This is a genomic window from Streptomyces prunicolor NBRC 13075, from assembly GCF_000367365.1.
GTDB lineage: Bacteria > Actinomycetota > Actinomycetes > Streptomycetales > Streptomycetaceae > Streptomyces > Streptomyces prunicolor.
This window is the reverse complement of sequence record NZ_BARF01000051.1, coordinates 110,407-132,499: the sequence shown is the minus strand read 5'-3', so window position 1 is coordinate 132,499 and position 22,093 is coordinate 110,407. Positions and strand designations below refer to the sequence as shown.

Sequence of the window (22,093 nt, the reverse complement as noted above, 5' to 3'; positions counted from 1 at the left end):
ATGCGGTCGGGTGAGTGAGTCGGTCGGGTAAGTCCGGTGGGGTCAGGGCTTGTTGAGTACGGCCGCTCGTCGTACGACTGCTTCCAGCGCGCGGAACCAGGTGCGGGCCAGGTCCTGTACCTGTTCCTCGGTGAGGAGTTCGGCGGCGTACGCCCAGTGGGCGCTCAACTCCGGTCCCTCGGGGCGGTCTTCGGTGATGGCGTTGAGGGTCAGGGCGTGGGACATCGGCTGGCCGGGGTCGGCGTCGAGGTCGGCGGCGTCGTCCTCGGGGGCGTAGGACCAGTCGGCTGCCGCCGGGCGGTCGAAGCGGCCCATGTAGTTGAACTCGATCTGCGGCTCGCCGAGTTGGGCGAGACGTGCGCCGGTCTCGGGGTTGAGGTGGCGCAGCAGGCCGTGTCCGATACCGGCCGTGGGCAGTGCGGTGAGGTGCTCGCGGATGCGGGCCAGGGCCGCGTCCAGCGTGGGTCCGCCCGCGAAGGCGTCCGCCGCGTCCGCCAAGTCGGCCTCGCCCGGGTCGAGTCGTACGGGTACGACGCTGGTGAACCAGCCGACCGTACGGGACAGGTCGGCGTCGCCCGCGAGTTGCTCCTCACGGCCGTGGCCCTCCACGTCCACCAGGACGGGTCCGCCCGCCCGTTCCGCGCCCAGTTCCCGGGCCCGCCAGTCACCGACCGCCAGTGCGAACGCGGTCAGCAGCACGTCGTTGACGGTGGCTCCGAACGCGGCCGGGGCTCGGCTCAGCAGCGGCCCGGTGACATCGGCGGGCAGGGACACGGAGACGTACCGAGTGGTGGCGACCGTGTCCCGGGCCGCGTCGAGGGGCCGGGCCAGCGGGAGTTCGGCGCCCTCGGCGAGAGCGGAGGTCCACCAGGGCAGCTCGTCCTCGGTGGCCGGGTCGGTCGCGCGGGTTCCGAGGAGCCGGGACCAACGGCCGAACGACAGCTCCACGGGGGCGAGTTCGGGCGTACGACCACCCCTGACCGCCGCCCAGGCGGTGGCCAGGTCGGGCAGCAGGACGCGCCAGGAGACGCCGTCGATCACCAAGTGGTGGACGAGGATGAGGAGTCGGCCGGGCTGTCCGGGTCCGGCGTCGAACCAGACCGCCCGCACCATCGCCCCGGCGTCCGGGTCGAGCCCGGCCCGGGCCGTCTCGGCGTGGCGGGAGATGGCCGCGCGCAGTTCGTCGTCGTCCGCCCCGCGCACATCGACGCGGGTGAGCCACGTGCTGACGTCTGTGTCCCGTGCGGCCGGTACCCGCAGCAACCACTCGGGTTCGCGGACGAGTTGGGCCCGCAGCATGTCGTGCCGGTCGGCGAGTGCCGTGAGCACGGTCAGCAGGCCGGGTTCGGTCAGGTCGGCCGGGGTCTGGACCAGAGCCGCCTGATGGTAGGCGGCGATGGGACCGCCGCGCTCCAGCAGGCCCCGCATGATCGGGGTGAGCGGGACGGTACCGGTCCCGTCGTCGTGGACGGCCTGCCGTTCGTCGGCGTCGAGCGGGACCGCAACTGCCGCGAGGGCGGCGACGGTTCGGTGCTGGAAGACCTGGCGGGGCGTGACCCGCAGCCCACCGGCGCGGGCCCGGGCGACGAGTTGCATGGCGACGATGCTGTCACCGCCGAAGGTGAAGAAGTCGTCGTCCGTGCCGACCGCCTCGGCGGGCAGCCCGAGGGCGTCCGCGAACAGGTCGCGCAGGGTGCGCTCGGTGTCGTTCTCGGGGGCCCGGCCGCCGCCCTGGGCGGTGAAGTCCGGGGCGGGCAGGGCGGATCGGTCGAGCTTGCCGTTCGACAGCAGCGGCAACTGGTCGAGGACGACCACGGCGGCCGGGACCATGTAGTCGGGCAGAACGGAGGCGGCGTGGGCGCGCAGTTCGGCACCGTCCGTGCCGCCGGCGACGACGTAGGCGATCAACTGCCGTATGCCAGGCCGGTGTTCGCGGGCCACGACCACGCTCTGCGTGACGGCAGGGTGGGTGTCCAACGCGGCCTCGATCTCGGCGAGTTCGATGCGGTAGCCGCGGATCTTGACCTGGTCGTCGGTGCGTCCGGCGAACTCAAGGAGGCCGTCCTCGGTCCAGCGGGCCATGTCTCCGGTGCGGTACATGCGCTCACCGGGCTGGGTGGCGTACGGGTCGGCGACGAAGCGTTCGGCGGTGAGTTCGGGCCGGCCGAGGTAACCGCGGGCCAGGCCAGGGCCCGACAGGTACAACTCCCCTGTGACGCCCGGCGGTACGGGGCGCAGGGCGGGGTCGAGGACGTAGGCGCGGGACTCGTGGACCGGCCGTCCGACGACCGGGGTGGCGCTGTCGCGGACCCGGCCGACGAGCGCGTCGACGGTGGCCTCGGTGGGGCCGTACAGGTTGAACGCCTCGGTGTCCTGAAGGGCGGCCAACCGCGCCCACAGCGACTCGGGTACGGCCTCGCCGCCGAAGCCGAGCACGGAGAGCGGGCAGTCGCCCTCGTCCCCGATCAGGCCGCTGTCCGCCATCTGCGCGAGCAGCGACGGGGTGACCTCGATGAAGTCGATGCCCCGGTCGCGGATGAACGCGGCGAGGAGTTCGGGGTCGCGGCGGGTCTCGTCGTCGGCGATGTGCAGCGCGTGCCCGTCAAGGAGCCACAACTGCGGTTGCCAGGAGGCGTCGAAGGAGAACGACCATGCGTGCCCGACCCGCAGGCGCCGCAGTCCGGTGCGCCGCTTGGCGACCTCGTGCAGGTCGTGGCGGTGGCTGTGGAAGAGGTTGGCGATGCCTCGCTGGGTGACGACTACGCCCTTGGGGCGGCCGGTGGAGCCCGAGGTGTAGATGACGTAGGCGGGGTGGTCGGGGCCGGGGGCGACTGGTTCAGCCTCCGGCAGTCCGTCGGTCGGGGCGTCAAGTCGCAGGACGGGTACGGTGGTTGAGGGCAGCGTGGCGGCCGTCTCCGCCGTGGCCAGGATCAGCGCGGGGCGGGCGTCGTCGAGCATGCCGGTCAGGCGGGACTCGGGGAGGTCGGGGTCGAGGGGCAGATAGGCGGCGCCCGCCTTCATCACGGCGAGGATCGCGGCGATGTGGTCGGCGGTACGGGGCAGCGCGAGGGCCACGATCCGCTCGGGTCCGACACCGTGTCCGGCTAGGACGCGGGCCAACTGGTCGGTACGAGCGTCGAGTTCGGCGAACGTCCACGTCGTACGGCCGTCGGTGACGGCGACCGCGCCGGGGTCGGCGGCGGCCTGCGCGACGAACAACGCCGGTACGGTGCCGAGCCGTTCGGTCTCCGGTGCGGGCAGCGCGGTGTCGTTCCAGGTCTCCAGGACCGTATGCCGCTCGGCGGAATCGAGCAGGTCGAGTCGGCCGACGGGGCGGTCGGGCTCGGCCGCCATGCCTGTGAGGAGGGCGGTCATGGCGTCCGTGATCCGTCGTACGACGGCCGGTTGGAAGAGGTCGGGCCTGAACTCGGCGGTGAGGCGCAGCCGTTCGGCGGGCTCGACCGCCCACGCGAACGGGTAGTGGGTGGAGTCCTCGTGGTCCCGGACCGAGACGCGCGGCCCGTCGCCGCCCTCTTCGTCGTCGGGGACCGGGTAGGACTCGAACACCACGAGGGTGTCGAAGAGTTCGCCGAGTCCGGCGGCCCGCTGGATGTCGGCGAGGCCGAGGTGCTGGTGGGCGATGAGCCTGGATTGCTCGTCCTGGAGCCGGTCGAGGAGTGCGGCCGTGCTCTCCTCCGGGCGGACCCGTACCCGTACCGGGATGGTGTTGATGAACAGGCCGATCATCGACTCGGCGCCGGTGAGTTCGGGCGAGCGACCGGCGACGGTCGCGCCGAACACCACGTCGTCCCGGCCGGTGAGCCGACCGAGCAGCACGCCCCAGGCGGCCTGGACAAGGGTGTTCACGGTGACGCCCTGCCGGCGCGCGAACGCCTCCAGCTCCGTCGTGCGGTCCGGGTCCAACTCCACGGTGTGGGTGGACGGTACGACGGCGGCACGGTCGGGGTCGACCGGCGCGAGGCGCGTCGGCTCCGCCAGCCCGCCGAGGGCCTCGGCCCACGCGGCGGTGGAGACGGCCGGGTCCTGGGCGGCCAGCAGCCGCAGGTGCTCACGGTATGGGGTGGGCGCGGCCGGTGTACGACCCTCGTAGCGCGCCCACAGTTCGGCGGTGAGCAGCGGCAGCGACCAGCCGTCCAGCAGGAGATGCTGGTGCGAGAGCACGAGCCGGTGCCGGTCCGGACCGAGCCGGGCCAGCAACAGCCGGAGCAGCGGCGGCCGTTCGGGGTCGAAGCGGCGCCGCTCCTGGACCAGCAGGCGCTCCCACTCCTCCGGTTCGTCGGCGAGGTCGAGCTGCCGCCAGGGCAGGACGGCCGTGCGCGGTACGACGGCCACGGGGCGCCCGGAGGGCAGGTGCCGGAAGCCGCTGCGGAGGTTCTCGTGCGCGTCGAGCACCGCCTGGGCCGCGGTGTGCAACCGGTCGGCGTCCAGGGGGCCTTCGAGGTCGTAGGAGACCTGGACGGTGTACACGTCCGGTCCGTCGTCGCCGGAGTCGAGGGCGGCGTGGAAGAGCAGACCGGCCTGGAGCGGGGAGACGGGGAGGACTTCGGTTCCGGCGGGCAGGGCGGCGAGTTCGGCGCGTTCGTCGGACGTGAGGTCGAGCAGGGTGACCTGGTCGTCGCGCTCGGCGGCGGCCGTGGTGGCGGTGACGGTGGCGAGCCCGGCTGCCGACTTGTGGCGGAACACGTCACGCGGGCTGAAGGTGAGCCCGGCCGCGCGGGCACGGGCGACCAGCTGCATGGCGACGATGCTGTCGCCGCCCAGCGAGAAGAAGTCGTCCTCGACACCTACGCGTTCGAGACCGAGCACGTCCGCCACGAGGGCGCAGAGGGTCTCCTCCAGCGGTGTGCGCGGGCGGGTGTCGGTCACCTCTGCCGCGAAGTCGGGGGCGGGCAGGGCACGCCGGTCGAGCTTGCCGTTGGGGGTGAGCGGGAGGGCGTCGAGGGTGACGACGGCCGACGGAACCATGTGGTCGGGCAGCGACCGGGCGGTGTGGGCCCGGAGTTCGGCGGAGTCCGCTGTCTCGCCGCTCGGTACGACGTACGCGACGAGGCGTTCGTCCCGCAGCACGACAGTGGCGTGCGCGACACTCCCGTGGGCGACCAACACGCTCTCGATCTCACCGAGTTCGATACGGAACCCGCGCAGTTTGACCTGGTCGTCGGCGCGGCCGAGGTACTCCAGTTCACCGTCCCGGGTCCACCGGGCCAGGTCCCCGGTGCGGTACATCCGGGCGCCGGGCTCGGTGGCGTACGGGTCGGCGACGAAGCGTTCGGCGGTCAGGGCGGATCGGCCCAGGTAGCCGCGCGCCAACTGGACGCCCGCCAGATACAGTTCGCCGGCCACGCCGGGCGGTACGGGGCACAGTCCGGCGTCGAGGACGTAGGTGCGGGTGTTCCACACCGGGCGGCCGATCGGCACGGTGGCCGGGTCGGCGGGTACCTCGTGGGCGGTGACGTCGACGGATGCCTCGGTCGGGCCGTAGAGGTTGTGGAGGCGACTGCCCGGCAGGACCTGGTGGAAGCGGGCGGCCAGCTGGGCGGGCAACGCCTCGCCGCTGCACATCACTTGGAGCAGCTCGATGCAGTGGGCGGCGCCGGGCTCGTCGAGGAAGGCGCGCAGCATCGACGGTACGAAGTGGGCCGTGGTGATGTGCTGACGCCGGATCAGTTCGGCGAGGTAGACCGGGTCCTGGTGGCCTTCCGGGCGGGCCACGACGAGCGTGGCGCCGGTGATCAGCGGCCAGAAGAACTCCCACGCCGACACGTCGAACCCGGCCGGGGTCTTCTGCAACACCCGGTCGTCGGCGTCGAGACGGTACGCGTCCTGCATCCACAACAGGCGGTTGGTGATGCCCTGGTGGGGGACGGTGACGCCCTTGGGACGGCCGGTCGAGCCCGAGGTGTAGATGACGTAGGCGGGGTGGCGGGGGTCGTGGGCGGTGGGCAGCGGTGCGTACGCCGGGTCGTCGGAGGTGCCGTCCGCATGCACCGTGAGGGTGTGCACGTCGGCGTCCGGGAGGGTGACGCCCTCGGTGGTGATCAGGCAGACCGGGCGGGCGTCGGCGAGCGTATAGGCGAGCCGTTCGGTCGGGTAGCCGGTGTCGAGGGGAAGGTAGGCGGCGCCCGCTCGGTGGACCGCGAGGAGGGACACCACGAGGTCGAGGGAGCGGGGCAGCGCGACGGCGACGACCGCCTCGGCCTGCGCTCCGTGCGCGGCGAGCGTGTGCGCCAACTTCTCCACCCGCAGGTCGAGTTCGGCGTAGGTGAGGGCGGTGTCCTCGAAGACGACCGCCGTGGCCTCGGGGGTGCGGGCGACCTGGGCGCGGAAGAGTTCCGGCAGGGTGAGGTCGGGGACGGTGCGTGCGGTGTCGTTCCAGTCGGTGAGGACGAGGGCGCGTTCGTCGTCGCGCAGGACGTCGAGCGCGCCGATGCGTCGGTCGGGGTCGGTGGCGATCTGGGTTAGCAGCAACTCCAGGCGCTGGGCGAGGAGTTCGGCGGTCGACTCGTCGAAGAGGTCGGCGCTGTACTCGATCCAGCACCGCATCCCGTCCTCGCCCTGCTCGACGAAGTCGAAGCTGAGGTCGAACTTGGCGCCCTGCTGGCCGAGTTCCTCACGGCGGGCGGTCAGGCCGGACAGCGCAGGCGTGGCGCCCTCGTCATCAAGGTGGACGACCATCACCTGGAACAGCGGATGCCGGGCCAGCGACCGGGCCGGGTTGACCGCCTCCACCAGGCGCTCGAAGGGCAGGTCCTGGTGTTCGTAGGCGGCGAGGTCGGTGTCCCGGACGCGGGCGAGCAGATCGGCGAACGTGGGGTCGCCGGACAGATCGGTGCGCAGGACAAGGGTGTTGACGAAGAATCCGACCAGGTCTTCGAGGTGTTCGTCACCGCGCCCGGAGATGGGTGCGCCGAGCGGGATGTCGTCCCCGGCCCCGAGCCGGTGCAGCAGCGCGGCGACGGCGGCCTGGGTGACCATGAACATACTCACGCCGTGACGACGGGCCAACGCCCGCAGTCGACGGGTCCGTTCGGGGTCGAGGGTCAGTCCGACGGCGCCGCCCTGGTGGCTGCTCTCCAGCGGGCGGGGGCGGTCGGTGGGCAGCGCGAGCTCGTCCGGCAGACCAGCCAATGCCGTCTGCCAGTAGGCGAGTTGACGGGACTGGCGACTGTCCGGGGCGTCGGCGTCGCCGAGCGCCTCGCGATGCCAGAGGGCGTAGTCGGCGTACTGCACGGGCAGCGGCGCCCACACGGGTGCCCGTCCCTCGCGGCGGGCCGCGTAGGCCGTGGCCAGGTCGCGCCACAGCGGACCGTCGGACCACTGGTCGCCGGCGATGTGGTGCAGCACCAGCAGCAGGACGTGCTCGTCCTCGCTCACCTCGAACAGGTGCGTGCGGAGCGGGAGTTCGCGGTCGATGTCGAAGCCGCGCGCGGCGGCCTCGGCGAGCCGGTCGGGCAGTTCGGTCTCCGTGACCCGGCTGTGGTGGACGGGCACAGTGACCTGGTCCAGCACGACCTGGCGCGGGCGGCCGTCCCGCTCGGGGAAGACCGTGCGCAGGCTCTCGTGTCGTACGGCGACATCGTCCAGCGCGGCGGCCAGCGCGTCCCGGTCGAGCACGCCGGTCAGGCGCCAGGCGGCCGGGATGTTGTACGTGGCTCCCGGGCCCTCGATGCGGTGCAGCAGCCACAGGCGCTGTTGGGCGTAGGAGAGCGGGAGTTCGTCGGGCCGGTCGGCCGGGACGAGGGCAGGCAGTCCGCCGGCCCGGTCGTCCAGGCGGGCCGCGAGGAGCGCGGGCGTGGACGCCTCGAAGACGGAACGGACGGTGAGGTCGGCGCCAAGTACCGTGCGGACGCGGCTGACCAGGCGCATGGCGAGCAGTGAGTGACCGCCGAGGGTGAAGAAGTCCTCGTCGGCGCCGACGCGTTCGAGACCGAGGACGTCGCCGAAGAGTCCGGTGAGGATCTCCTCGCGCGGGCTGCGGGGCGCGTTGCCTGCGTCCGTGGTGGTCGTGAAGTCGGGGGCGGGCAGGGCGGCGCGGTCGAGCTTGCCGTTCGGGGTGAGGGGCAGGCCGTCGAGGGTCATGAAGACGGCCGGGACCATGTGGGCGGGGAGAGCGGCGGCCGTGTGGGCCCGCAACGTGCTCAAGTCGACCGGTCCGCCGACCCCGGCCGGGACCACGTACGCCACCAGACGCTGTTCCCGGACCACGACGACGGCATGCGCGACGGAGGGATGCGCGGTCAACGCGCCCTCGATCTCTCCGGGTTCGACGCGGAAGCCGCGTACCTTCACCTGGTCGTCGGTGCGGCCCAGGTACTCGATCGTGCCGTCGGCATTCCAGCGGGCCAGGTCGCCGGTGCGGTACATGCGCGTGCCCGGGGCGCCGTATGGGTCGGCGACGAACCGCTCGGCGGTCAGGCCGGGCCGGTCGAGGTAACCGCGGGCGAGCTGGACGCCCGCGAGGTACAACTCGCCCGGGACACCGGGCGGTACCGGACGCAGGCCCGCGTCGAGAACGTAGGTGCGGGTGTTCCACACCGGGCGGCCGATCGGGACGCTCGTCGCGTCCGGACCGATCTCCACGGCCGTCACGTCGACCGAGGCCTCGGTCGGGCCGTAGAGGTTGTGCAGTTCGGCGGTGGTCAGGACCTCGTGGAAACGGTGGGTGAGGGCGACGGGCAGGGCCTCGCCGCTGCACATCACGCGGCGGAGGCCGGCGCAGTCGGCTACCGAGGGCTCCTCCAGGAAGAGTTGGAGCATGGAGGGCACGAAGTGGACCGTGGTGACGTCCTGTTCGCGGATGAGGCGGGCCAAGTAGGCCGGGTCGCGGTGTCCTTCGGGGCGGGCGACGACCAGCGTGGCGCCGGTGATCAGCGGCCAGAAGAACTCCCACACCGACACGTCGAAGCTGGACGGCGTCTTCTGCAGCACCCGGTCGGCGGCCGTGAGGCCGTACGCGTCCTGCATCCACAGCAGCCGGTTGACGATGCCCTGGTGCGGGACGACGACGCCCTTGGGGCGGCCGGTGGAGCCGGAGGTGTAGATGACGTACGCGGGGCTCGACGGATCGTAGGACGTGGGGAGTTGGCCCTCGGGACCGGTCGGCAGGGTGCCGCGGATGATGTGCACCGGGCGGGCGTCCTCGACCATCAGGGCGAGGCGGTCCTCGGGGTAGTCGGGGTCGAGCGGGAGGTAGGCGGCTCCGGCTCGGTGTACGGCGAGCAGGGCGACGACGAGTTCGAGTGAGCGCGGGAGGGCCACGGCGACGGTCTGCTCGGGGCCTGCGCCGAGCGCCGCCAACACCCTTGCCGTGCGCTCCACTTGGGCGTCCAGCTCCGCGTACGTCAGCCGCTGCCCCTCGAAGGCGAGGGCCGTGGCGTCCGGGGTGCGGGCCGCCTGGGCGCGGAAGAGTTCGGGGAGGGTGGTGGCCGGGACCGGGTGGTCGGTGGCGTTCCACTCGTCCAGGACCAGCGCGCGTTCGGCGTCCGCCAGGAGGTCGAAGTCCCTTACCGCGCGGTCGGGTTCGGCCGCCGCGTGGTCCAGGAGGCGGGCCATGCGGGCGGCGATCCGCTCCGCCGTCCCGTGGTCGAAGAGGTCGGTCGCGTACTCCAGGAGCAGGACCACCCGGTCGCCGCCCGTCTCGTCGACAAAGGTGAAGTGGAGGTCGAATTTGGCCATGCCGGTGTCCATGTCGAACCACTCGGTCGCGAGGCCGAGCACGTCCGGGTCGCCGTCGGGGCGGTGGTGGTAGCCGAGCATGACCTGGAAGAGCGGGTTGCGGCCGGCCACGCGGGGCGGGTTGAGGGCCTCCACGACCCGGTCGAAGGGCAGGTCCTGGTACTCGAAGGCGGCGAGGGACGATTCCTTTACCCGGCCCAGGAGTTCACGGAACGTCAGCTCGTCGCCGGACACATCGGTGCGCAGCACCAGGGTGTTGACGAAGAAGCCCACCAGGTCGGCGAGTGCCTCGTCGGTGCGGCCCGCGATGGGGGCGCCCAGCGGGATGTCCTCGCCCGCGCCGAGCCGGTTCAGCAGCGCGGCGGTGGCTGCCTGGAACAGCATGAACATGCTGGTACCGGTGGCGCCGGAGAGGTCGCGCAGGGCGTGGCCGGTGGCGGTGGGCAGTTCCAGGCGGACCTTGCCGCCGTGGCCGGTCGGTTCGGCGGGGCGCGGTCGGTCGGCGGGCAGGGCGAGTTCCTCGGGCAGGCCACGCAACGCATCCGCCCAGTGGGCGAGTTGGGCCTCGCCGGTGCGGGCGAGGAGGTCGTCCTGCCAGAGGGTGTAGTCGGCGTACTGCACCGGCAGCGGAGCCCACTCGGGCACCCGTCCCGCGCGGCGGGCCGCGTAGGCGGTGTCGAGGTCGGCGAGGAAGGGGCGGTCGGACCACTCGTCGGTGGTGATGTGGTGCAGGACGACGGCGACCACGTGCTCGTCCGGGCCGAGCCTGAACACCTCGCAACGCAACGGGAGTTCGGTGGTCAGGTCGAAGGGGCGGCGCTGGGCGGACTCGATCAGCGCGGGCAGTTCGTCCTCGGTGCAGTCGACGATCGTGGAGACGGGATGGGCGTCGGCGGCCGGGATGATCCGTTGGTACGGCTCGCCCTCGTGGGTCGGGAACACCGTCCGCAGCGCCTCGTGGCGTCCGGCGACGTCCCGCAGGGCGGCGGCCAGGGCCTCGGTGTCGAGGGTGCCGCGCAGCCGGAACACCAGCGGGAAGTTGTAGGCGACGCCGCTGCCGGTGATCTCCTCGACGAGCAACAGCCGTCGCTGGGCGGCCGAAAGCGGGATACGGGCGGGCCGGTCGGTGACGGGGGTGACCGCCGGGCGGGCCGGGCTCGCCGTGTCCGCACGGCCCGCGAGAAGGGCGGGTGTGGGTGCCTCGAAGAGGTCGCGGATGGCGAGTTCGGCGCCGAGTTCGGTGCGGGCGCGGCTGACCAGCCGGGTGGCAAGGAGTGAATGGCCGCCCAGGTCGAAGAAGTTGTCCTCGGCACCGACCTCTGGCAGCCCCAGCACCTCGGCGAACAGCCGGCAGAGCACCTCTTCCTGCGGGGTACGCGGGCCGCGTCCGCCGCCGAGGGCGACGGCGGGTTCGGCGTCGGGCAGTGCGCGGACGTCGAGCTTGCCGTTGGCGTTCATGGGCAGGCCTTCGACGGTGACGAAGGCCGACGGGACCATGTAGTCGGGCAGTTCACGGCCCAGGTCCTCACGCAGCCGCCGTACGAGCGCGCTCGCCTCGCGGGCGGCGGTGGGGTCGTTGGCGTAGGGCTGCGTACCGCCGCCGGGGCGGAACAGGCCGCCGGTGACGCGTAGTTCGGCGGACTTCAGGAACACGGCGTCATAGGTCCCGGTCTCCCCCGACCAGGTCGTCAGCACCCGGTAACCGGCCGCCGTGCCGAGTTCGTGCAGGTGCTCGGGGTCGACGCCCGTCTCGGTCGTACGGCCGTCGGGAATGCCGGTGAAGCGGAGTGCCTCGGGCCGTTCCCCGCGCGGGCGTTCACCGGCCACACCGGTCGCGGACCAGTTGCCGGCCAGGAGTTGGCCGATGGCCTCGGCCGACGACCAGTCGCCGCGCAGGAGTTCGCCGATGGTGTTGCCGGTGGCCCAGTCGACGGAGGGGATGTTGTCCAGGCGTACGTCCGGCTCGTCGGCGTAGAGGACGACGTCGTAGCGGTGGCGGCTCAGCTCGTTGTGGTGGTGGGCGCGCTTGGTGCGCAGGTCGACGCCGTAGCCGAGGGTGGTGAAGTAGTCGGGGTCTACGAGGAGTTCCTTCTCCAGGCGCAGGCCGCGTTCCACCGCCCGCTCCAGGTCCGCCTCCGCGGTGCCCCGGGTGCGCTGGATCTCGGTGTGGAAGGTGCCGGCGAGCCGCAGGTTGCGGACGTCGCCGACGAACAGGGCGCCGCCGGGCGCGAGTAGCTCCATCGCGCCGTGCAGCACGGCGGTCAGGTGGTCGATGCTCGGGAAGTACTGGATGACGGAGTTGATGACGATCGTGTCGAAGTAGGCGAACGGCAGACCGCTCAGATCCTCGGCCGGGCGGCAGCGCAGTTCGACCTTGGAGGCGAGGGCGGGGTCGCGCCGGACCTCCTCGCCGATCTTGCGGATGACGGGCGCGGCGAAGTCGGTTGCCCAGTACGCCTCGCTGTCCGGGGCGAGCCGGGACAGCAACAGGCCTGATCCGACGCCGATTTCGAGGATGCGGCGGGGCTTGAGGGAGCCGATGCGGGCGAGGGTGGCCTCGCGCCACTCGTGCATCTCCTCGAAGGGGATGGGCTGCCCGTCGTAGGAGCTGTCCCAGCCGTCGTACTGCTCGGTGAAGACGGCGGTGCCGATCTCCTCGTACTCGTCCGAGTAGATCTCCTGCCACTCCCCCACCTGCGCGGCCTCGGCGGCGGTGCGTTCGGCGGAGTCGGCGCCGGAGGGGACGACGTAGCCGACGAGGCGTTCGTCGCGGACGACGACGGCGGCCTGGGCGACCAACGGGTGGCGGCTGAGGGCTGTTTCGATCTCGCCGGGTTCGATGCGGTAGCCGCGGATCTTGACCTGGTCGTCGGTGCGGCCGAGGAAGTCGAGGTTGCCGTCGGGGTTGCGGCGGACCAGGTCGCCGGTGCGGTACATGCGTTCGCCTGGTTCGCCGAACGGGTCGGCGACGAAGCGTTCGGCGGTCAGCGCGGGCCGGTCCAAGTAGCCGCGGGCCAGGCCGATTCCGGCGATGTACAGCTCGCCGGGGACGCCGTCGGGCACCGGACGCAGCCAGGCGTCGAGGATGTGGGCGCGGGTGCCGCGGATGGACTTGCCGACGGTCGGGGTGTCGCTGTCGAGGGTGCCGCCGCCGAGGGTGTTGATGGTGTACTCGGTCGGCCCGTACAGGTTGTAGCCGTACGTCCCCTCGGTGTCGCGCAGCGCCGTCCACACCGTCTCGGGGACGGCCTCGCCGCCGAGCAGGACGAGCGGCGGGACGTGGCCCTCCAACAGGCCCTGCTCGATGAGGAGTCGGGCGTAGGTGGGGGTGACGTTGACGACGTCGACGCGGTGCCGTTCGCAGTAGGCGACCAGCGCCTCGGCGTCACGCCTCAACTCCTCGTCGCAGACGTGCACTTCGTGGCCCTCGACGAGCCAGAGCAGCTCTTCCCACGACATGTCGAAGGCGAAGGACACGGTGTGCGCGATGCGCAGCCGTCGGCCGCCGGCCGAGGCGATGGCGGGTTCGAAGATCTCCTTCTGGTGGTTCAACTGCATGTTCGTCAGGCCCCGGTAGGGGGTGACGACGCCCTTGGGGCGGCCGGTCGAGCCGGAGGTGTAGATGACGTAGGCGGGGTGTTCGAGGCTGAAGCGGCGACGGACCGGAGCATCCGACTGGCCCGCCAACTCCCCCTTGGTCTCAGGGGTGTCGAGCAGGACGCGGGTCATCTCGCCGTCCAGCGTGGCGGATACGGCCGTGGTGCTGAGCAGGAGGAGCGGGCGGGCGTCGGCCAGCATCAGGGAGAGGCGGTCGGCCGGGTGGTCCAACTCCAGGGGCAGGTAGGCCGCTCCGGTGCGCAGGACCGCGAAGAGCGCGACCACCATGTCGAGGGAGCGCGGCAGGGCGAGGGCGACGACTCGCTCGGGGCCCGCGCCCCGGTCGATCAGCAGCCGGGCCAACCGGTTTACGGCGGCGTCGAGTTCGGCGTACGTCATGCTGCGCTCGCCGAAGACGAGGGCCCGCTCGTCCGGGGTGCGTTCGGCCTGCGCGGTCAGCAGGTCGGCGATGGTGTCCTCGGGGTCGGGGACACGGCTGGCCGCCGACTCCCGCCGTAGCGCCTCGTGTTCGGCGGGCAGGAGCGGGTCCAGGGAGCCGACCGGGGCCGTGAGGTCGACGGTGAGGCGGTCGACGAGCAGGGCGAATCGGTCGAGGAGGGCCTGGGCGCTGTCAGTTGGGACGAGGTCGGGGCGGTGGGTGAGGGTGACGGCGATCTCACGGCCGGGGGTGATGACGAGGTTGGCCGGGTAGTGGGTGGCGTCGACGTTGGCGACGGCCGTGGCGCCGTGCCGGGTCTTCAGGTCCGCCAAACGCTCCTCGGTGTCGTTGTTGCGCAGCACGAACAGCGTGTCGAAGAGCTTGCGGTGGCCGGTCTCGGCCTGGAGGACACCGAGGCTCAAGTGCTCGTACGGCATGAGGTCGAGGCGTTCGCCCTGGATGCGGCGGAGCAGGTCGAGGACCGGTTCGGCGGGGTCGAGGGCGATCCGGGTCGGGACGGTGTTGAGGAACAGGCCGATGATGTTGCCGACGTCGGGGACCTCGCTGGGGCGTCCGGCGACGGTCGTACCGAACACGACGTCGGCGCGGCCGGTCGCGGAGGCGAGGGTGAGTCCCCAGGCCGCGTTGAGGATCGTGTTGAGGGTCAGGCCGTGGGCCGGGGCCAACTCGCGTAGCCGGTCGCCGAGTTCGGCGGACAAGTGTACGTCGAGCTGGTCGGGGATGACGGGTTCGAGGCCGTCGGTGGCGGTGGGCGCGAGCAGTGTCGGCTCGTCGAGACCGGCGAGCGCGGTGCGCCAGGCGGCCGTGGCGACCGAGTCGTCCTGCTCCTCGAGCCAGGTCAGGTAGTCGCGGTAACTACCGGGCTCGGGCAGGGCGTTGGCGTCGCCGCCCGTCTCGTAGAGGGCGAACAGCTCGTCGAGGAACAGCCAGGCCGACCAGCCGTCCCAGAGGATCAGGTGGCGGCCGATGACGAGCCGGTCGCCGCGCTCCGCGCCGAGGCGCAGGAGAAGGAGCCGGAAGAGCGGGGGTGCGGACAGGTCGAAGCGGCGGTTGCGTTCGGCGTCCGTCAACTCCCGTAGCAGAACGTCCTGTTCAGCTGCGGGGAGGAGGGAGAGGTCGACCTCTTCGAGGGGGATCTCCGGGTCCTCGACGATGAACTGCACCGGCTGGTCGAGGCCGTCGCTGGTGAAGCCAGCGCGCAGGCCGGGGTTGCGGTCGAGGAGGGTGCGGACGGCGGCGCGCAGCCGGGTGGTGTCGAGGCGGGTCGCGAAGTCGAAGGTCTCGTGGACGGTGTAGACGTCCAACGCACCCTCGTCGTAGGCCGAGTGGAAGAACAGGCCCTCCTGGAGGGGGGCCAGCGGCCATACGTCGGCGACCTCCGCCGGGGCGGCGACGGCGCGGACGCGGGCGTGTTCGGCATCGGTGAGGGCGAATACGTCTGCGGCTGCCGGGACCACAACGGCCGTGGGAGTGGCCGCCGTCGCGAGGGCGGCCGGGGTGCGGTGCGTGAACACGTCGCGCGGGCTCAGGTCCAGGCCGGCCGCGCGGGCCCGGCTGGCTACGCCGATGGAGCTGATGCTGTCGCCGCCGAGCCGGAAGAAGTCGTCGTCCGGGCCCGCGTCCTCGATGCCGAGGACGGCCGCGAAGATCTCGGTGAGCTGCCGCTCCAACGGCCCTGCGGGCGAACGGCGTTCGGCACGCTCGGCCTCGGGGGCGGGCAGCGCGGCCTGGTCCAACTTGCCGCTCGGGGTGAGCGGGAGGTCGGCGAGGACGACGTACGCCTCCGGGACCAGGGGCGTGGGCAGCGCGTCCGCGAGGGCGGCACGCAGCTCGGCGGGGTCGAGTGTGACTCCGGATGACGGCACCGCGTAGGCGACGAGCCGCTGGTCGCGGATGACGACGGCGCCCCTGGCCACTGCGGGGATTCGCGTCAACTCGGCCTCGATCTCGCCGAGTTCGACCCGGTTGCCGCGGAGTTTGACCTGGCGATCGGTACGGCCGAGGTAGTCGATCGTGCCGTCGGGGCGGCGGCGTACGAGGTCGCCGGTGCGGTACATGCGCGCGCCGGGTTCGGTGGCGTACGGGTCGGCGACGAAGCGGTCGGCGGTGAGCGCGGGGCGCCGGTGGTAGCCGCGGGCCAGCTGGACGCCGGTCAGGTACAGCTCGCCGGGGACGCCGTTGGGGACCGGGCGCAGGCACGAATCGAGCACGCGCAGGCCGGTGTTCCACACGGGTCGGCCGATGGGCACGGTGGTGTCGGACGCGCCGTCGTAGGCGTGGTGGGTCACGTCGACGGCGGCCTCGGTGGGGCCGTAGAGGTTGTGCAGCGGAACGCCGGTCAGCTCGCGCCAGCGGTGGGCGGCGGCCCCGGACAGGGCCTCGCCGCTGCTGAACACGCGGCGCAGGCTGCCCGCCCACGCGGGGTCGGCGGTGACCTCGTCCGAGGCGAGGAACGCCTCCAGCATCGACGGCACGAAGTGCATCGTCGTGACGCCCTCGGCCCGGATCAGGCGGGCCAGATAGGCGGGGTCGCGGTGTCCGTCAGGAGCGGCGAGGACTACGGCGGCGCCCTCGCGCAGCGCCCAGAAGAACTCCCACACGCTCACGTCGAAACTGGACGGCGTCTTCTGCAACACCCGGTCGTCGGCGGTGAGTTCGTACCCGCCCTGCATCCACGCCAGCCGGTTGCCGATGGCGCGGTGGGTGACGACGACGCCCTTGGGGCGGCCGGTGGAACCGGAGGTGTAGATGAGATAGGCGGGGTCGTCGGGGTGGGCGGGGTCCGGAGTCCCGCCGAACAGAGCTTCGTCGCCCTCCGAGTCCACGCGCAGCACGTCCAGGCCCTCGACCGGCGGCAGCCGGTCCGCGTCCCGTTCCGTCGTGACGACCGTCGTCGCCCCCGAGTCGGCCAGCATGTACGCGAGCCGCTCGGCCGGATAGTCCAGGTCGAGGGGCAGATAGGCGGCCCCCGACTTCAGGACACCCAGCAGCGCCACCATCAACTCCGCCGAGCGGGGTACGGCGACGGCGACGATCCGCTCCCGCCCTGCACCCTTGGCCCGCAGGCGTGCGGCCAACTCCTCGGCTCGCGCGTCCAGTTCGGCGTAGGTGAGCGTGGTCGTGCGGTCGTGGACGACAGCCGTCGCGTCCGGCGTGCGCGCGACCTGCGCGGCGAACGCGGCGGCGAGGGTGCTGGCCGGAACCGGCCGCGTCTCCCCCGCCGGGTGGGCGTCCGCCAGCTCCTCCGGGGTCAGCAGGTCGAGGTCGGCGACGCGGGCGCCGGGGTCGTCCGCCAGCGCGTGCAGGATGAGGGTGAGCCGGTCGGCGAGGGACTGCACGGCGTCGGCGTCGAGGCGGCGGGCGTGGTGCTTGAGGCGCAGGTCGAGGCGGCGGCCGGGCTTGACGATGAGGGCCAGCGGGTAGTGCACGGCGTCGTGGAAGGCGTGGCCTGCGACCGCGATCGTGCCGGTGGGGTCGGTGATGCCCGGGGCGCCTTCGCCGCCGGGGTAGTTCTCGAACACCACGAGGGTGTCGAAGAGTTCACCGTCGCCCGCGTGCCCGGTGGCGCGCTGGATGTCGGCGAGGCCGAGGTGCTGGTGGTCGAGGAGCGCGCTCTGCTCGTCCTGGAGTCGGTCCAGCAGCCCGCCCAGGGTGTCACCCGGAGCCCAACGCAGGCGGGTGGGCAGGGTGTTGATGAACAGGCCGATCATCGACTCGATGCCGTCGACGGCGGCGTCACGTCCGGCGACCGTGGTGCCGAACAGCACGTCCTCGCGGCCCGTCATCCGGCCGACGAGCAGACCCCAGGCACCTTGGACGAGCGTGCCGAGGGTGACTCCGCGTTCCCGGGCGCGGGCGGCGAGCCGCGAGGTGATCCGCTCGGTCAACTCCACGCGGATCTGGGCGGGTTCGACGGGTCCGGCGGGCGCGGAGGTCTCCACCAGTCGGGTGGGCTCGTCGACCCCGGCGAGGGCGTCGCTCCAAGCAGCGCGGGCGGCGTCGCTGTCGGCGCCGGCGATACGGCGGAGGTAGCCGCGGTAGGGGGCGACTTCGGGGAGGGGGGTCGGGTTCTCGCCGTAGAGGGCGAGGAGTTCGCGGTGCAGGACCGGCAAGGACCAGCCGTCCGCGACGATGTGATGGAACGTCAGGACCAGTCGGCTGCGGTCCTCGCCGAAGCGGATGAGGGCGCAGCGGATCAGCGGCGGGCGGGCGAGGTCGAAGCGGTGGGCGCGTTCGTCGGCGGCGACTGCCTCGGCGAGGTCGCGGCGGACCGTGGTGTCGTCCTGCGCGGACAGGTCGACCTCGTGCCAGGGCAGTTCGAGGCCGGATGCGATGAGCTGGATCGGGCGGCCGTCGGGCGTCTGGCGGAAGCAGGCGCGCAGCGGGGCGTGCCGGTCGACAAGTCGTTGCGCGGCCTGACGCAGCAGGGTGCCGTCGACCGGTCCGGACAACTCGATGACCTGCTGCACGACATACGCGTCGAGTTCGGCGCCGTCCACCAGCGCGTGGAAGAAGAAGCCCTCCTGGAGCGGGCCGAGGGGAAGTACTTCCTCGACGGTGACGGGGAACTCGCCCTGAACAGCCGCGAGTTCGTCATCGCTCAAGGTCTGCCACGGGGTGGTGTCGAGATCGTCGGCCGTCCCGGTGCGGGCGACCGTGGCGAGTTCGGCGACCGTGCGGTGGCGGAAGACGTCTCGCGGGGTGAGTTCCAGGCCTGCGCGGCGGGCCAGGATGAGGAGTTGGACGGCGACGATGCTGTCGCCGCCGAGCGCGAAGAAGTCGTCGTCGACGCCGACCGAGGGCACCTTGAGCGCCCGTGCGTACAGGTCGCACAGCAGCTGCTCGCGAGCCGTCTCGGGCGCCCGGCCCGCGCTCAGCTGGCGGGTGAGGTCCGGGACGGGCAGCGCGGCGGCGTCGAGCTTGCCGCTCGGGGTGACGGGCAGCCGGTCCAGCGGGATGAACGCGGCCGGGACCATGTAGTCCGGCAGGTACTCGGTGGCGTGTGTCCGCAGCGTCGACATCAGGGCGTTGACGTTGCGGAAGGGGGCGGGGCGGTTGGTGAGCGGGTGACCGGCTCCCGGGCGGTACCGCACGAGGACCTGCCCGTCGCCTTCGGGGGCGAAGACGGCGTCCAGGCTGCCGTCCTCGGCGTCCCCGTTCCAGGTGAGCGCCACCTCGTAGCCGTGCCGCGCGGCGGTCTCGTACAGGGCCTCCGGGTCGACACCGTATGCCCCGGCGGCCGGCCTGCTGCTGTCGTCGAGGGTGTCGAGCGCGGCGAGGTCGTCGGCGAGACGGGAGTTGGGAATGCCGGTGATCCGCAACCGGTCCGGCCGTTCGGTGAGCAGCTCGTCCAGCGCCTGGACCGAACCGAGCGTGGGCCAGGGCGACTCGGGCATCACCTCGGCGGCGTCCGGCCGCGATCGGAGCACAACGTCGTAGCGGTAGCGGGTGAGTTCGTTGTGGTGGGTGCCGCGCTTGACGCGGATGTCGGCGGTGAGGCCGTCGAGGCTGGTGAAGTAGTCGGGGTCGACAAGGAGTTCGCCCTCCCAGGCGACCGCCCGGTCCACGGCGGCGCGCAGGGCTTCCTTGTCCGTGCCCGTCTCGTCTCCGTCGTCCCGCACCCGTCCCCTCTCGACGGCCGCGCTCAAGGTGCGCAGCAGCCGCAGATTGCGTACGTCGCCGACGAACACCGCGCCGCCGGGGGCGAGGAGCGCGGCGGCGTCACGGAGTACGCCGGTGAGGTAGTCGCCGCCGGGGAAGTACTGGATGACGGAGTTGACGACGATCGTGTCGAAGTGGCCTTCGGGCAGACCGGTGAGGTCGTGCGCGGGGCGGGCCAACAGGGTGACGCGGTCGGCGAGTTCGGGGACGGCGGACACCTGGGCGCCCAGGGCGCGTACGGCTTCCTCGGAGAGGTCGGTGCCCCAGTACTCGGCGCAGTCCGGGGCGAGCCGGGACAGCAACAGGCCGCTGCCGACGCCGATTTCCAGGATGCGCCGGGGTCGTAGCGCGCGGATACGGTCGACGGTGGCCTCGCGCCACTCTCGCATGTCCGCGAGGGCGATCGGAAGGCCGTCGTACATGCTGTTCCAGCCGGCGAAGTTCTCCTCGAAACCGTCCGATCCTGCGGCGGAGTAGAGGAGTTCGTGCAGGTCCTTCCAGTCCGCGACCCCCTCGTCCGGGCTCGCCTCGGCGTCCAGCGAGGGCACGACGTAGGCGGCGAGGCGGCGTTCGCCGGGGCGGTCCTCGCGGACGACGACGGCGGCCTGGTCGACGGACGGGTGGGAGCGCAGGACGGACTCGATCTCACCCGGCTCGATGCGGAAGCCGCGGATCTTGACCTGGGTGTCGACGCGGCCGTGGAACTCCAGTCGGCCGTCCGCCTTCCAGCGGACCAAGTCGCCGGTGCGGTAAAGGCGTTCGCCGGGTGCGGCGGTCATGTCGGCGGGGGCGGCGACGAAGCGCTCGGCGGTGAGCGCGGGGCGGCCGAGGTAGCCGCGGGCCAGTCCGGCGCCGCCGAGGTAGAGCTCTCCCGTGACACCGGCGGGGACCGGGCGCAGCCGGTCGTCGAGGACGAAGGCGCGGGTGCCGGGGTCGGGGACGCCGATGGGCACGATGGTGCCGGCCGGGGTGTCCGGGTCGCACAGGCCCAGGGTGGAGTTGGTGGTGGCCTCGGTCGGGCCGTAGGCGTTGAACATCATCCGGCCGCGCGCGTACCGGCCGACCAGCTCGGGCGAGACGCGTTCCGTGCCCGCCAACAGGGTTGCTTGGGGCGGGAGTTGGACGTCCTCGGGCATGGCAGCGAGCAGGGCCGGCGGCAGGATCATGAAGGTGATGCCGTGCTCGTTGGCGTAGTCCGCGAGGGGTGCGCCGGGGACGCGGCGGTCGGCGGGGACGACGACCAGGCGGCCGCCGGAGAGCAGGCCGAGGCAGAGGTCCCAGAACGCGACGTCGAAGCTGGGCGAGGCGAACTGGAGGACCCGGCTGTGCGGGCCGATGCCGAAGCGTTCCTGCTGGGTGGCCACGAGTTTGGCGACGCCCGCGTGGGAGAGGACCGTGCCCTTGGGGCGGCCGGAGGATCCTGAGGTGTAGATGACGTAGGCCGCGTGCGCCGTCGTCAACTCATCGGCGGTGGACGGACCTTGGGCCGGGTACGCGGCCAGCTCGGCGACCGTCTCGGGGGCGTCGAGGACCAGCGGGTCGAGGTCCGGCGGGAGGTCGGGGGCGATCTCGGCGGTGGTGACGAGGCAGACGGGGCGGGCGTCGGCGAGCATGTACGCGATGCGGTCGGCCGGGTAGTCGGTGTCGACCGGCAGATAGGCCGCGCCCGACTTCAGGACGGCGACCTCGGCCACGATCATGTCGGCCGAGCGCGGTACGGCGAGCGCCACGACCTGCTCGGGACCGGCACCGCGAGCCACCAGGGCGTGCGCCAACTTGGCGGCACGGGCGTCGAGTTCGGCGTAGGTGAGGCGGACGTCCTCGTGGATGAGGGCGATCTCGTGCGGGCGGGCGGCGACCTGGTCGGCGAACATGCGGGGCCAGGTGAGCGCGGGGACGTCGTGCTCGGTGTCGTTCCAGCCGTGCAGGATGTGGTGCCGTTCGTCCGCGCCGAGGAGTTCGAGGTCGGCGACCGGGGTGTCCGGGCGGGCTACGGCGTCGGCGAGGAGGGTGCCGTAGTGGCCGAGGATCAGGTCGACGGTGGCGGGCGAGAAGAGGTCGGTGCGGTAGTCGGCCGACACCTCGCCGCCGCCCTCTCCCCCACCCTCCCCCTCGGTCACGGTCAGCGCCAGGTCCAGCGGGGCGCTCTCGTCCCAGGGGGCGGGGCCGAAGCCCGTGGCGCACAACAGGCCGCCGCCGCGGAAGGGTTCGGGGGCGAGGATCCGTAGCAGCTCGGTGGTCGGGAGGTGGTGGGTGGCAGCCTCTGCGCGTACGGCCTCGATCTGGTCGCGGAGTTGGGAGAACGGGGTGTCGCCGTCGATGGTGACGCGCAGCGGGAGGCCGTCGTGGGCCACTGCCGTCTCGGTGGCCGTCGTACCGCCGTAGCGGTGCAACAGGGCGACAAATGCGGTGAGTTGGGTGGCCTCGTCGGCTGTCACGGCGAGGACTGACGCGCGTTGCGCGCGGGAGACCGCGCCCTCCCCGCGTGGCGGACGGGGGAAGTCCAACGGCAGGGACGTCTCCGGTACCGGTGACGCGAACCGCCGTCGCCAGAAGTCGTTCGTCGCCGTTGCCTGTGCCGAAGAAAGCGTGTTGCCCGCCACAGCTGCCCGTGCCTCCCGATGCGTGTGGAACGGCTCAGCGGAGCCGCGACCGCTCGCATAGTAAGGTAAGCATTGC

The 22,093-nt window shown here is 72.3% G+C and carries 1 protein-coding gene; it reads right to left on the bottom strand.

Annotated features, from left to right (window positions below; all coding sequences use genetic code 11):
- Positions 1-42 precede the first annotated feature (42 nt).
- Positions 43-22,017, bottom strand: coding sequence for a non-ribosomal peptide synthase/polyketide synthase (locus tag SPR02S_RS23495; protein WP_019059449.1), 21,975 nt, complete (start codon positions 22,015-22,017; stop codon positions 43-45).
- Between the last annotated feature and the right edge of the window lie 76 nt (positions 22,018-22,093).